At 42.0% G+C, this 13,587-nt stretch carries 12 protein-coding genes and 2 tRNA genes; 12 read left to right on the top strand and 2 right to left on the bottom strand.

Going from position 1 to position 13,587, the window contains the following annotated elements:
• The first annotated feature begins 28 nt into the window (after positions 1–28).
• The 7 genes from CRJ00_RS19165 to CRJ00_RS09985 all read left to right on the top strand — a co-directional run bounded on the left by CRJ00_RS19165 (position 29) and on the right by CRJ00_RS09985 (position 6,584).
• Complete coding sequence (locus tag CRJ00_RS19165) at positions 29–622, top strand: polysaccharide deacetylase family protein (RefSeq protein ID WP_257213737.1); 594 nt, start codon at positions 29–31, stop codon at positions 620–622.
• 85 nt (positions 623–707) lie between these two features.
• Positions 708–1,526, top strand: coding sequence for an N-acetylmuramic acid 6-phosphate etherase (gene murQ, locus CRJ00_RS10010; protein WP_099366744.1), 819 nt, complete (start codon positions 708–710; stop codon positions 1,524–1,526).
• A gap of 9 nt (positions 1,527–1,535) precedes the next feature.
• Positions 1,536–3,047 carry a sodium:solute symporter gene (locus CRJ00_RS10005; protein WP_099366736.1) on the top strand — a complete coding sequence of 504 codons (1,512 nt, stop codon included), beginning with the start codon at positions 1,536–1,538 and terminating at the stop codon, positions 3,045–3,047.
• A 67-nt stretch (positions 3,048–3,114) separates the two neighbouring features.
• Positions 3,115–3,930, top strand: coding sequence for a purine-nucleoside phosphorylase (locus tag CRJ00_RS10000; protein WP_099366735.1), 816 nt, complete (start codon positions 3,115–3,117; stop codon positions 3,928–3,930).
• Between the two features lie 53 nt (positions 3,931–3,983).
• Complete coding sequence (locus CRJ00_RS09995; protein WP_099366734.1) at positions 3,984–5,972, top strand: putative porin; 1,989 nt, start codon at positions 3,984–3,986, stop codon at positions 5,970–5,972.
• Between the two features lie 415 nt (positions 5,973–6,387).
• Positions 6,388–6,465, top strand: a tRNA-Val gene (locus tag CRJ00_RS09990).
• Positions 6,466–6,509: 44 nt separating this feature from the next.
• Positions 6,510–6,584, top strand: a tRNA-Val gene (locus tag CRJ00_RS09985).
• A gap of 410 nt (positions 6,585–6,994) precedes the next feature.
• Here the strand turns inward: CRJ00_RS09985 and CRJ00_RS09980 are convergent.
• Both CRJ00_RS09980 and CRJ00_RS09975 read right to left on the bottom strand, forming a co-directional pair.
• Positions 6,995–7,687, bottom strand: a complete 693-nt coding sequence (locus CRJ00_RS09980) for a 3-keto-disaccharide hydrolase (protein WP_099366733.1) — start codon at positions 7,685–7,687, stop codon at positions 6,995–6,997.
• Positions 7,688–7,765: 78 nt separating this feature from the next.
• The gene (locus tag CRJ00_RS09975; RefSeq protein WP_099366732.1) at positions 7,766–8,287 is read right to left on the bottom strand and encodes an NADPH-dependent FMN reductase; all 522 of its coding nucleotides are present in this window, start codon (positions 8,285–8,287) and stop codon (positions 7,766–7,768) included.
• A gap of 216 nt (positions 8,288–8,503) precedes the next feature.
• Here CRJ00_RS09975 and CRJ00_RS09970 point away from each other — a divergent pair, with 216 nt between their 5' ends.
• The 5 genes from CRJ00_RS09970 to lepB are packed head-to-tail and all read left to right on the top strand — an operon-like array spanning position 8,504 to position 13,190.
• A complete protein-coding gene (locus CRJ00_RS09970; RefSeq protein ID WP_099366731.1) occupies positions 8,504–9,301 on the top strand; it encodes a ParA family protein in 798 nt (265 codons plus the stop codon).
• A gap of 1 nt (position 9,302) precedes the next feature.
• Positions 9,303–10,223: a ParB/RepB/Spo0J family partition protein gene (locus CRJ00_RS09965; RefSeq protein WP_099366730.1), complete on the top strand. Its 921-nt coding sequence runs from the start codon at positions 9,303–9,305 to the stop codon at positions 10,221–10,223.
• The gene (locus tag CRJ00_RS09960) at positions 10,223–10,993 is read left to right on the top strand and encodes a DUF5683 domain-containing protein (RefSeq protein ID WP_099366729.1); all 771 of its coding nucleotides are present in this window, start codon (positions 10,223–10,225) and stop codon (positions 10,991–10,993) included. The genes CRJ00_RS09965 and CRJ00_RS09960 overlap by 1 nt, the downstream gene beginning before the upstream one ends.
• 19 nt (positions 10,994–11,012) lie before the next feature.
• The gene (gene dapB / locus CRJ00_RS09955; RefSeq protein WP_099366728.1) at positions 11,013–11,756 is read left to right on the top strand and encodes a 4-hydroxy-tetrahydrodipicolinate reductase; all 744 of its coding nucleotides are present in this window, start codon (positions 11,013–11,015) and stop codon (positions 11,754–11,756) included.
• 3 nt (positions 11,757–11,759) lie between these two features.
• The gene (gene lepB / locus CRJ00_RS09950) at positions 11,760–13,190 is read left to right on the top strand and encodes a signal peptidase I (RefSeq protein ID WP_099366727.1); all 1,431 of its coding nucleotides are present in this window, start codon (positions 11,760–11,762) and stop codon (positions 13,188–13,190) included.
• The last annotated feature ends 397 nt before the right edge of the window (positions 13,191–13,587 follow it).

Genomic DNA, 13,587 nt, shown 5'->3' with positions numbered 1-13,587 from the left:
CTTTACCGGAGATGAGTTTCGGGAAGGATTGGGCACTATCCGGAAAGCCCTGAACAAAAACAACATCAAGGGAAGTTTTTTTGTGACCGGGAGATTCCTGGAAGATAGGAAATCTGCGAACCTGTTGAAGAACATGTATAAAGAAGGGCATGAGGTTGGTCCACATTCAGACCAGCACCTATTATATGCTCCTTGGGAAAAAAGAGATAGTCTACTTGTTACAAAAGAAGTTTTTAACAAAGATTTAACTGAAAACATTTCCAAACTTCATGCACTAGGTATTCAAAACATTGATAAATTTGTGGCGCCCTTTGAATGGTACAATAAAACCATTACAGAATGGGCCAAAGATGTTAACCTAGTTTTATACAATTTCACACCAGGATTACGAACTGCTGCTGATTATACCTTCCCAGCAATGGGAAATAAGTATATGAGTTCAGAAGCAATTTTGGAGCAACTGTACAAACATGAAAGTCAGTTCGGATTAAATGGTTTTATTATTATTATCCATATCGGGTCTGACCCGAACAGAATGGATAAATTTTTTAATCAGTTGGAAAAATTGATTAAAGGACTGAAAGATAAAAATTATAAATTCGTGCCGCTAAACGAAATATAAATTTAGCATGCGGGTTTTTGCGTTTTTTATTAAAAAGTCGCATATTTACGGAAAGTTATTGAAAGTATTGCACATGCAGAAGGCTATGATCAACACAACGGAGAAGGATTCGAATTATCAAGACCTAGACAAAATGTCGGTCAACGAGATCCTAAGTAACATTAATCAAGAAGATAAGACCGTTCCGTTGGCGGTAGAGAAAGTTATTCCTCAAATCGAGGCATTGGTAAAAGTTATTGTTTCACGGATGAAAAAAGGTGGACGATTATTTTATATCGGTGCTGGGACGAGTGGTCGGTTAGGTATTTTGGATGCATCTGAATGTCCGCCAACCTATGGCGTTCCTTTCGACTGGGTAATTGGTTTAATTGCTGGAGGGGATTCTGCAATCCGTAAAGCAGTAGAGTTTGCGGAAGACGATATGAACCAAGCTTGGATAGACCTGGAGGAATATGCGATCAACCCGAATGATGTGGTGATCGGTATTGCTGCTTCTGGTACGACTCCATATGTGATCGGTGGGCTTGAAACAGCGAATGCCAAAGGCATTGCAACAGGCTGTATCGTGTGTAATGGCAATTCACCTATTGCTGCTCGTGCGCAATATCCAGTGGAAGTGATCGTAGGACCTGAGTTTGTTACTGGTTCCACGCGGATGAAAGCGGGTACTGCACAAAAATTGGTATTGAACATGATCAGTACCGCTGTAATGATTCAATTAGGCCGCGTAAAGGGCAATAAGATGGTGGATATGCAATTGTCAAACCATAAATTGGTCGGTAGAGGCGTTCGTATGGTGATGGCCGAAACCGGAACGGATGAGGAAACAGCATCTGCATTGATCGAAGAATTCGGAAATGTCCGTAAAGCGATCGATAACTACAATCTGAAAAACAAACAGTAAACACCCAATATGTCACCTAGTATTTTATTAACCTTCCTGGTCGTGTACTTCGGAATTCTCTTGGCGGTATCTTATTTTACCTCCAAGGGTTCTGCCGATAACTCTACCTTTTTCGTTGCCAACCGCAATGCCAAATGGTATATGGTTGCCTTCGGGATGATCGGTACGGCCCTATCAGGAGTAACCTTTATCTCCGTTCCTGGAGATGTAGGAAATACCCCTGGTGGAATGACCGATCCCAATAACTTCAGTTATTTCCAGTTCGTACTCGGAAATGCCATCGGTTTTGTCATCATTGCCTATGTCCTGTTGCCCTTGTATTATCGGATGAACCTGACGTCCATCTATACCTATTTGGAGGAACGTTTAGGGCATAAATCCTATAAATCTGGCGCGATGATCTTCTTGATCTCCAGGACCATAGGATCCGCATTCCGTTTATACTTGGTAGCTATCGTATTACAGCGCTATATTTTTGATGCCTGGAATGTACCATTCTTCTTAACCGTTTCGGTGTGTTTGGTGCTGATCTGGCTCTATACCAATAAAGGTGGTCTTAAGACTATCATTATCACAGATACCTTACAGACGACATTCCTTCTTTTGGCGGTTATCCTTTCCATTTATTTCATGGCCGATGGTCTTGGATTGACCGTATTCGAAGCTTTCGAAAAAGTGAAGGAAAGTTCTTATTCCAAGATCTTTATCTGGGAAAACCTATTGGGAGATACCCGTAACTTCTGGAAACATATCATTGGCGGTATCTTCGTCACCATTGCGATGACGGGTCTCGATCAGGATTTGATGCAGAAGAACCTGAGTATGAAAACCATTGGCGAAGCGCAGAAAAACATGATGGTATTCACCAGTATTTTCGTGGTTATCAACCTGTTCTTCCTAGCCGTAGGTGCTTTGTTGTATTTCTATGCAGAAGCGAACGGCATCACCTTGGCCGAACTGGGTAAATCCGATTATTTATACCCTGAAATTGCCCTGCGTCATTTAACCTTATTGCCAGGGATCATCTTTATGATGGGTTTAACAGCAGCAACGTTTGCTACAACAGACTCCGCTTTAACTGCATTGACCACATCCTACTGTGTAGACTTCCTGAACTTCAACAAAAAGGAAAATCCGAATGATCCAAAATTGGTGAAACAACGTAATATGGTGCACCTGGCATTCTCCGTGGTTATGCTATTGGTAATCTTGTTGTTCCATTGGATCAACGATGAATCGGTGGTCTCTGCCATCTTCAAGATCGCAGGTTATACCTATGGTCCTTTATTGGGCTTATTCTCCTTCGGAATCCTGACCAAACGTCGTGTAAATGACAATTTGGTCCCTCTGATCTGTGTCTTATCACCTATTCTGATGTTCCTGTTGACAACCTATGTGTTGCCGCATACGAACTATAAGATCGGGTTTGAACTGATCGTATACAACGGACTGGTAACTTACCTTCTTTTATTGCTTACCTCCCCAGGTAAGGTAGAAGGCAAGATTGCAGGAAGCCGTTAGCCCTATTTGCTGATTTGTGTGTGCAAAAAAATAAATGTAAGTTTGATTATAAAGTTTTTTTGCACACATGTATCAACAGATTCAAGAATCCATACTAGCTATACGCCGCAAAATAGGCGAATTTAATCCCGAATTTGGTATCATCTTAGGCACTGGTCTAGGTAAATTGGTGAACGAGATCGACGTGGAGCATCAGATGATGTATTCCAATATCCCGAACTTCCCGATTTCAACGGTAGAATTCCATACCGGTAAATTGATCTTCGGAAAGCTCAATGGGAAAAATGTAGTGGCCATGCAAGGGCGTTTACATTACTATGAGGGATACAGTATGCAGGAGATCACTTTTCCTATTCGCGTGATGAAAGCATTGGGCATACAGAAACTGTTTGTATCCAATGCCTCCGGATCCCTAAATCCGGAGATCAAAAAGGGCGATATAGGCATCATTGAAGATCATATCAACCTCTTGCCTGATAATCCGTTACGGGGAAGGAACAATGAAGAGTTTGGTCCGCGTTTTCCAGATATGAGCCAACCCTATAATTTTGATATGTTGGAGCAAGGTCTTGAAATTGCCAAGAAATTGCAGATTAAAGCCCATAAGGTGGTTTATGTCTCTGCGCCAGGTCCCAACTTGGAAACTCGTGCTGAGTACAGATATATGCGCATCATAGGCGGCGATATCGTTGGCATGAGTACCGTTCCGGAGGTTATCGTAGCCAACCATATGGGAATTCCGGTATTTGCTATTTCCGTGATTACAGATGAGGGATTCCACGAAAACCTACAACCTGTTTCTTTGGATGAAATCGTTGCAGTAGCGGCAGAAGCAGAACCAAAAATGACAAGTATATTAAAAGAATTAATCGCATTGCAATAATTCTGCTTTTTTGAACTATTTTTGCTGAATTAAATTTTTGTATCGGTCCTTACATGAGTATACTTAAGCGGTTATTGTTTGTATTAGTGTTGTTTAGCCTTTCGCCTAAGCTTTATGCCCAGGTCGAGGATGAATTTAGTTCTGCCTTGGATTCCGCTAGGAACAAAGAAGACAATAAAAAGGACTCCGTAGTTTTTACGGCAAAATATGTAAGGTATACCAACCTGGCCACCTTGAAACGTCTGACCAGGACCTATGCGCTGGATACCTCCCATGTGAATTTCCAATATTACAATAAACAGAATCTTCCTTGGAACCCAACCATTAACCTAGGTTCTTATGGTCTGGCATCTAGAGATCTACTCTTCAACCCCAATAAGTCGATTGGTTTTCAATCGGGTTACCATGCCTTGGAGCGCTATCTGTTAACTTCTGATTCTGTCCAGTATTTTAGGGCAAGGGCCAGATTCTCCGAATTATATGCAGTAGGATTCTTTTTCGATGATCAGGTTTTCAAAGCGCGGTTAGCGCAGAATATTAATCCGCATCTGAATATTGGGGCAGAATACCATGCAACCAATACGGATGGCTATTATAACAACCAGGCCTATAGCGATCGAAAAGGAGCCGTTTTTGCTTGGTACGAATCGCCAAGTAAGCGGTACAACCTGGTTTCCAACTTAACTTTTAACACCTTGGATGCGACTGAAAATGGTTCCATCCTCAATGATACCGTATTTAGGGATACCTCTGATAATACTTCGCCTTCTCGTTATCCTGTGAAACTGAATGGAACGCAGGCGAATAGACCATTCAATAAATGGAAGGATATGGCCCTTTTCCTAAGGCAGTCCTATTATCTGGGCAGGATCGATACCGTGAATGGCAATGGTCCGGATGGAGAGATCCATCCAACCAATGTGGTGGCCCATAATTCCAGTATCCGTCAACAGAAATTTTTCTTCTTTAAGAATCAGGCTGATTTGTATAATGCCTTTCCTTCCGATTCATTGGTGCGGGTAGATGATACGACCAAGATAACCAGTATTACCAACGATTTTACCTATTCTTTCTTCCTTCGAGGGAGGAATCTGAAGAATGAGGCGAAGGTGGAGCTGGGATTCCAGAACGACCTGATCTGGTATTCGGATTCGCTCATGAATAATTTCTATCAGAATTCCATGGTGAAAGGGTCGATAGGGTATAAGTTCAGTGATAAGGTGGATCTTAATTTTGCGGCTAACCAGATCGTGTTGGGTCGTAATTTTGGGGATTTCCTATATGAGGCTTATGCCGATGTGCATCTGAGTGATGTGATCGGAAAATTGAGGATAGGCGCTTATTCGCAGAATAAATCGCCGGAAATGATTTTTCAGAATGCCAATCTTTCTTATCATAATTGGCGGGAAGAGGATCTGAACCTGGATAAGATAAAAACACAGAATCTTTCCTTTTCCTATTCGAACTCAAAGATTGGATTTAGTGGAAAGGCGGAATATTTTCTGATCAATAATTACACGTATTTCCGGGAGTTGGAGAACCCTAGCAACGATATTCTTTTCGCTAGGCAGATCAAGCCTACACAAGCTGGAAACTTAAACCTATTGAAACTGACCGTAGGGCAGAACTTTAAGTTCCGGAAGTTCCACTTGGATAATATGGTGGTTTATCAGAAATCGGATGCCATGGATGTGTTGGCAACGCCGGAGTTGTATACTTTCCATAGTCTGTACTATGCGAATATCCTGTATAATGTGATGGATTTTCGGATCGGTATGGATGTGAAGTTTAATACGCCATTTAAGACACCTTCCTATGCGATCAATGCGGGACAGTTTTATAATGATAATGTAGGGATCGAATTTTCGACCTATCCGATCGTTGATTTTTGGTTGACAGCGAATATTGATCGGGTTAATTTGTTCTTGAGTTATAATTTCGCGAATCAGCATATCTATCCGAATGGGTATTATACGGTTAGGAGATACCCGATGAACCCGGCTTTTTTGAGGTTTGGGGTTTCCTGGAAGTTTTATGACTAACACCCCCGTCATTGCGAGGAACGAAGCAATCTTTACACAGATCGAAAGATTGCTTCGTCGTACCTCCTCGCAATGACGGGATTAACCTCCTCTCATTTCGCGTCATAAATAATCTCAATGTCATATCCTACAAAACCTTTCAAAATATTTATAATCATTCTAAATAAACCATATCTTTACCTCAGCAATACGCACATAGTTTCAACTTACATAAGTCCTGTTTACCCGTGCTATTGATAGGGGCACGGGTAATGCAGGCACAACAATCCCCCAAAATCCCCCATCCCCGTAAAATAAATCCAAAATTTATCTCTTTGTATTTGAATATATTGCCAAAAAAATCTCAAAATAAGATTCAAAATATTTTGTAAATCAGATTTTAGCCCTATATTTGCACACCGCAAGACGGAAAAAAGGAGGCTTAGCTCAGCTGGTTCAGAGCATCTGCCTTACAAGCAGAGGGTCACTGGTTCGAATCCAGTAGCCTCCACCAAAAACAGATTCCTTAACTGTTTCAAAATAAAAAGGGAAAAACAAGGAGGCTTAGCTCAGCTGGTTCAGAGCATCTGCCTTACAAGCAGAGGGTCACTGGTTCGAATCCAGTAGCCTCCACAGACAAAAGCTCATCGAAAGATGAGCTTTTTTTATTGGATATGTTTTTTTTTCCGCCCTTCCCCGTCATTGCGAGGAACGAAGCAATCTTTACACTAGTCGAAAGATTGCTTCGTCGTACCTCCTCGCAATGACGTGAATTGCCTCCTCGCAATGACGCGATACTTTAAGCAACTAATCCTAACTTTTATTATCCATTTACTCTGGATTCATTCTATGCTGACTATTCAAAATATGTTTGTTTTAGGGTTAGAATCGTACTTTAAGTATGTTAAAAGGCAGGTTAAAGTATGGAAAAAGTATACCGAACATACATTTTACATACTTTAGGTATACTTTCAGTATGCTATTACTCCGAACCTATCTATAAAAACAAGCTGCATCTATAAAAACAGGCTGCAAATAAACGACTATAATTCTTTTAACCTTAAATTCCGGAATCCTACGGAATCTGTATGGTTCTGGAAGGCGATCTTTCCTTTTCTAAACGTCCCAAAGCTTGGGTAATTCTTCATGTTCGTCGTAGCAACCTTCGCTTTAAATTCCTCTGTAGTCACATTTTCTTGAAAGGTGATCTTATCGTTCAGCCAGAAAGTAACCTCGCCATCCTTCTGTCTGATCTTGCCCTTATTCCATTCTCCGAAAGGCTTTGGCTTGGAGTTACTTCCAATACATTCCACGGCATATAAACATCCGGCCCAATGGGTGGAATCCACTTGATGCCTAGGCTCTGCATTCTCATTATCCAGCAATTGCATTTCCAATCCTGTCGCAAAGGTGGCCGCAAAGCTTGAATCTTCCTTTACATTGATGAATACGCCTGAATTTCCTCCTTTTCCAACCTTCCACTCAAAATCCAGTTCAAAATTTTCATATTCCTTATCCGTGATCAGATCACCAAAAACACCTGTACCCTTAGGTTCACAGATGATCTCTCCATTGACCACCTTCCATTTGGATGGTTCATGGCCCTGATTAAACACATGAAACCCACTTAAATCTTCCCCATTGAAGAAGCTGTTTTCCGATTGGGCATTTTGGCCAGATTGGCATGCTGTAAAAACGGCCAAAACAAGTATTCCTAGTGATTGTAAAAGCTTCATAAACTTAGATTTTTTTAAACCATTTCAGGCTTAGTTTTTAATAACCCTAAAGGCTTACTGTTTAATAACCCTAAAGACTTAGTATTTAACGATCTCATCCAGCTGTTCGTTGATGAACTTTAAGGTCAGGGGATCATGGAAATTCAATTGCTCATCCAATTCGGATTGTATATGAGGGATATGGATTTTCAAGGGCAAGACATGCATACGCAAATAATTACAAACCCCTGTGAAATGATCAACGCCACGGATGTTTCCATATTTCCCGGAAGAAACCCCTACCAATACCGCCTTCTTATGATAAAAACTACTTGGAAAGGCGCAGGCATCAATGAATAATTTAAGCACGCCCGGGTAGCTTCCATTGTACTCAGGGATGATAAATATAAATTTATCCGCATCAAAAACCTGCTGCTGTATAGCTGCAAATTCCTCCGAACGTTTCCCGAAAAGATCCGTCTCCATGAGGTTGCTCGGTAGCTCTTCCATTGACAGAATTTGGAACTCTTCGCCGCGTTCTGCGAGTTCTTTTTGGTAAAATTTTGCCACCTTAAGGGAGTTGGCATGTTTTCTATTCGTTCCGGATATAATTAAATTCATTGTTTATATGTTACTTATAAAAAGCATGTTAGATAGATATCCTTACCTAAATCTATTTTTTGTATCTTAGCATCCTGAGCGTTATGTGCAGGATACTGTCCAAAAGTAGCAAATTTAACATCATTTAATTATCATATATCGATGCAGTATGTTATTTTGCAAGGGACGTCCGTATCGACGCTTCAAAATTAGTTTTCATAATCGAGGAATTACACAATGGGAAAAGTTATTGCCATAGCCAATCAAAAAGGGGGAGTAGGTAAAACGACAACTTCTATCAATCTTGCAGCAAGTTTAGCCGTTCTAGAATACAAGACGTTGCTAGTGGATGCAGATCCTCAGGCAAACTCTACTTCAGGGATTGGTTTTGATCCGCGTGGCATCAAAGCAAGCATCTACGAATGCTTGATCAATGACTTAGATCCAAAAGAAGCCGTTCAACATACCGACACGCCAAATCTGGACCTTCTTCCGGCGCATATCGACCTGGTCGGTGCGGAGATCGAAATGATCAACCTGGAAGAGCGGGAGTATAAGATGAAACGCGTTTTGGATAGCCTGAAAGATGAATACGATTTTATCATCATCGACTGTTCGCCATCGTTAGGTTTGATTACCATCAATGCCCTAACCGCTTCTGATTCGGTGATTATCCCTGTTCAATGTGAGTATTTCGCTTTGGAAGGATTGGGGAAATTATTGAATACGATCAAAATCGTTCAGAACAGATTGAATACGGCGTTGGAGATCGAAGGAATCCTATTGACCATGTACGATGTGCGCCTGCGCCTATCCAATCAAGTGGTTGAAGAGGTAAGGACCCATTTCCATGATCTGGTTTTCGATACGATCATACAGCGTAACACCCGATTGAGTGAAGCACCAAGCTTCGGTATTTCGGTGATCATGCACGATGCTTCCTGCAAAGGAGCAATCAACTACCTGAACCTTGCTCGGGAAATATTAGAGAAAAACGGATTATTAAAAGAAAATACGCAAACAGTAACAGCATAATATGGCAGCATTACAGCGGAAAACAGGATTGGGAAAAGGATTAGGCGCTTTATTGCAGCAAGATGATATCGGAATTGCAAAGAATACGCCTGCTGAAGTTCCTGTAGCGAAACCGTCTACCAGTCCGGCTGGTAGTATCAATTTTATCAAAGTAGACCAAATTTCCATCAACCCTTTTCAGCCACGTACTGACTTTGATGAGCAAGCGCTGAGGGAATTGTCGGAATCCATAGAAGTTCAAGGGCTTATACAGCCAATCACCGTACGCCAAGTAGCGAAAAACGAATACCAATTGATCAGTGGAGAGCGTAGATTACGTGCTTCCAAACTGGCCGGTATCACGGAGATCCCTGCTTACGTACGTACTGCCAATGACCAACAGATGTTGGAGATGGCCTTGATCGAAAATATACAACGTGAAAACCTGAATGCCATTGAGATTGCGTTGAGCTTTCAGCGTATGATCGAGGAATGCAGCCTTAAACAGGAAGAATTGGGCGACCGTGTTTCCAAAAACAGGTCAACAGTAACCAACTACCTGCGCCTGTTGAAATTACCTCCGGTGATTCAGGCAGCCATCCGCGACGGCGATCTGACGATGGGTCATGCCCGCGCATTGATCAATGTTGGCGAAGTGGACAAGCAGCTGTATATCTTTAAAGAGATTGTAGAGAAAGGTCTTTCTGTACGTACCGCCGAACAATTGGTTCGTGAGGTGCAACAAGCCAAGGATAAAAAACAGAAGGGTAAGAAAGAAAAAGCATTGACATTCCAATACCAAAAAATTGAGGATGATCTGGCTTCCAAATTCGCTACCCGCGTTAAACTGAATGTGAAATCTACCAAAGGAAAAGGAGCCATTGAAATTCCTTTTGATTCCGAAGATGATTTAAGCCGTATTTTAGAATTACTTGATTGGTAATGCAAAGGATTATCTTGCTATTGGGATTGTTGTTGGCTATAAACCTGGTTTATGGACAGAATAGAGACAGCATTCCGCCAACCAAAAAGGTCGTTTTACAGGACAGCACGAAAAAGATCGATCCGCAGGACACGCTAAAATCGGTTGCCCAACAGGATACGACCAAAAAGGAAACCAGAGCAGAGCGGAAGGCACGAGAAAAGGCGGAAAAGGAACGCGCGAAATATTATTATAAGGATATTTTAAAGGATTCTGCCCGTTTGGAGATCGAACGCCTTACCCGTGTTGCCTGGAAGAGATCCATGATCCTACCCGGTTGGGGACAATATACCAACCAAGGTGTATGGTGGATCAAGGTACCTGTGATCTATGGGGGTTTTGTAGCCTCTTATTTTGTGTTTGATTACTGGCAATGGTATTATAAACTATTCCTGGATGAATTGCAGTATAGGGCAGCAAATGGACAGCCTTCGGATGGGGTCTTGGGTATCGATAGCAACTGGGATGTAGCAGGTTTGGTCAAATTCAAGGACTATGGCCGCCGAAACCGAGACCTGACGGTATTGGTTACCTTGGGCTGGTACGGTTTGAATATCGTGGAAGCCTATGTGGATTCCATCCTTAAGAACCGTTGGAACGTGAGTGATGACCTTTCCTTTAAAATGTCACCAACCTTTATGCCGACCAATTCCTATGCCCTGGGCATGAATGGTTTTTCTGGAAAGAACATGTTCGCTCCGGGTATCAAGATGACTTTTACGTTAAAATAAAATATTAACCAATTTAAATATGAAAATCGTTTTATTGGGTTATGGAAAAATGGGGCAACTGATCGAACGCTTCGCGCTCAAAAGAGGCCATGAAGTCGTGTTGATCGTTGATGAGCAAAACCGCGAATCCATCGAGCTAGAGGATATTGAGGATGCTGATGTGGCTATTGATTTCAGTACCCCGCATGCGGCGCTGGATAACATCAGTTTATGCTTTGAAGCCAACCTTCCTATCGTTGTGGGGACAACGGGTTGGTATGAAAATTTAGAAGAAGTGAAACAAATTACACTTTCTAGCGACCAATCCCTATTATATGGTTCTAATTTTAGTATTGGGGTGAATGTTTTCTTCCATATCAATAAGATGTTGGCAAAAGCGATCAATCCCTACAAACAATATGATGTTCAGGTAGAAGAGATCCACCACATCCATAAATTGGATGCACCGAGCGGAACTGCTATCACCATTGCTGAGGGGATCCTTGGCGAAGTGGACCAGAAGAACACCTGGGTGAACTCGGTGGAAGGTTCTGGCGAAGAAGTGATCGCCAAGCCTGATGAGTTGCTGATCGAAAGCTTACGCATTGAAGAGGTTCCAGGAACGCATACCGTGTTGTATAGTTCGGAAGTGGATCAGATCGAGTTTAAACATACGGCACATAGCCGTGAAGGATTTGCCCTAGGTGCAGTGATTGCTGCCGAGTGGCTACAAGGGAAAAAAGGGTTTTTCCAGGTTACAGAAATGTTTGATTTTAACAGTTAATATATGTGGTATATATTCTTAGCCATTTTTGTTATTGGGTCTTTATACGGCCTATATCTGCTTTATAGAAAAGCAGGAAAACAGGGATGGGAAGCTATTGTTCCTATTTATGGGCAATATGTCATGGCGCAACTGGTCGGTAGACCTACCTGGTGGATCATCTGGTTGTTTGTGCCGATCGTGAATGTGTTCATCTTTTACGATCTTTTCCTGAATTTTATTAAGGCTTTCGGTAAGAGAAGGTTTTGGGAAAATGCAGCGGCCGTTTTGGTGCCGTTCATTGTGCTACCGATGTGGGGCAGGGATCCGAATACCAAATATCTAGGTCAATCGACCACGGAAGAGTTCAAGAAAAAATACCCTTATAAGAAATCTACGGGTAGGGAATGGGCAGATGCGATCATTTTTGCTACGGTTGCTGCTACGTTGATCCGTGGATTTTTGATCGAAGCTTATATGATCCCTTCGGGATCTATGGAGAGAAGCCTATTGGTAGGTGATTTCTTGTTCGTGAGTAAATTGAATTATGGCCCACGTGTACCGATGACGCCGATCGCTTTCCCTTTTGCGCATCATACCATGCCGATAACGGGTGGTAAGGCGTATTCGGAAGTGATCAAGGTTCCTTACAAACGACTTCCTGGTTTTCAGGAAATCAAGCGTAATGATGTGGTGGTTTTTAATTATCCGGAAGAAACGCATAGACCAATCGATAAAAGAGAGAATTATATCAAACGTTGTGTGGGCTTGCCGGGAGATGCCATCTCCATGGAAGATGCGACCTTGTTTGTGAATGGGGAGAAGGCTTATACTTCGCCTGAGTTTCAGACCAATTATATTATTCAGACGGATCCTAATGGGTTGGACTTGAATAGATTGGTGGAATTGCGGTTGGAATTGGATATGAATTATACCAATCCTGATCAAGGTTTGTATGTGATCCACATGACGAAAGAAGAGGCAGAGCAGGTGAGAACCTGGCCACAGGTGAAACGTTTTGAGGAGTTGATCTATCCGAAGGGAACGACGGATGCGTTGAGTGATGCTTTCCCGCATTATCAGAATGGTCCGGTTTGGAACTATGATAATTTTGGCCCGATCACGGTGCCTAAGAAAGGAGCTTCTGTGAAGTTGGATAGTCTTTCAGCGCCGATTTATGAGAGGGTGATTACGGTGTATGAGGGGAATCAATTGGAGAAACGTGCAGATGGGTTTTATATTAATGGACAGAAATCGGATAGTTATACCTTTAAGATGGATTATTACTGGATGATGGGGGATAACCGCCATAATTCAGCTGATTCTAGGGGTTGGGGATTTGTGCCGGAGGATCATATTGTTGGAAAGGCGTTGTTTACTTGGATGAGCTGGGATAAGGATGGTTCTTTCTTGAGTAAGATTAGGTGGAATCGGATTTTTAAAGGGATAGAATAGGGGGGTTGAGGGCCTTGCGGCCTTGTGGGGGCGAGGGCCATGCGTCATTGCGAGGAACGAAGCAATCTTTGGATTAGTTTAAAGATTGTTTCGTCGTGCCTCCTCGCAATGATTGTTATGATTAAACCAACTATTTTTTTACTTTTTTCCTTCAATAGTTTTCCTATCCAAAAAGTTATTTCCAAAAAATTTTTAGAGCTTGATGGCTCAAAATTTTTCAGAATAACTTTTTAGCCCACTTGGCCGATATTTCTTTTTCCCGGGTCTGGTCTTTTCTAGATCTGCGCCTTATTCCTGTCCATATATTTTGACCTATCCCTGATGACTGCGGCAATCCTGAGCGCCAGTTTGTTCTTTATTGCATTCAGTATGCTCATACTGTGCTTGCCCTCTTCCT

Source organism: Sphingobacterium sp. 1.A.4, from assembly GCF_002734245.1.
Lineage (GTDB): Bacteria > Bacteroidota > Bacteroidia > Sphingobacteriales > Sphingobacteriaceae > Sphingobacterium > Sphingobacterium tenebrionis.
This window is presented reverse-complemented; position numbering and strand designations above follow the sequence as displayed.

Excerpts from the sequence above, each read along its gene's own strand:
- lepB (WP_099366727.1), top strand. The coding sequence starts at position 11,760 with ATGTGGTATATATTCTTAGCCATTTTTGTTATTGGGTCTTTATACGGC.
- CRJ00_RS09980 (WP_099366733.1), bottom strand. The coding sequence starts at position 7,687 with ATGAAGCTTTTACAATCACTAGGAATACTTGTTTTGGCCGTTTTTACA.
- CRJ00_RS09995 (WP_099366734.1), top strand. The coding sequence starts at position 3,984 with ATGAGTATACTTAAGCGGTTATTGTTTGTATTAGTGTTGTTTAGCCTT.
- CRJ00_RS09970 (WP_099366731.1), top strand. The coding sequence starts at position 8,504 with ATGGGAAAAGTTATTGCCATAGCCAATCAAAAAGGGGGAGTAGGTAAA.
- CRJ00_RS10000 (WP_099366735.1), top strand. The coding sequence starts at position 3,115 with ATGTATCAACAGATTCAAGAATCCATACTAGCTATACGCCGCAAAATA.
- CRJ00_RS09960 (WP_099366729.1), top strand. The coding sequence starts at position 10,223 with ATGCAAAGGATTATCTTGCTATTGGGATTGTTGTTGGCTATAAACCTG.
- murQ (WP_099366744.1), top strand. The coding sequence starts at position 708 with ATGATCAACACAACGGAGAAGGATTCGAATTATCAAGACCTAGACAAA.
- CRJ00_RS09965 (WP_099366730.1), top strand. The coding sequence starts at position 9,303 with ATGGCAGCATTACAGCGGAAAACAGGATTGGGAAAAGGATTAGGCGCT.
- dapB (WP_099366728.1), top strand. The coding sequence starts at position 11,013 with ATGAAAATCGTTTTATTGGGTTATGGAAAAATGGGGCAACTGATCGAA.
- CRJ00_RS09975 (WP_099366732.1), bottom strand. The coding sequence starts at position 8,287 with ATGAATTTAATTATATCCGGAACGAATAGAAAACATGCCAACTCCCTT.
- CRJ00_RS10005 (WP_099366736.1), top strand. The coding sequence starts at position 1,536 with ATGTCACCTAGTATTTTATTAACCTTCCTGGTCGTGTACTTCGGAATT.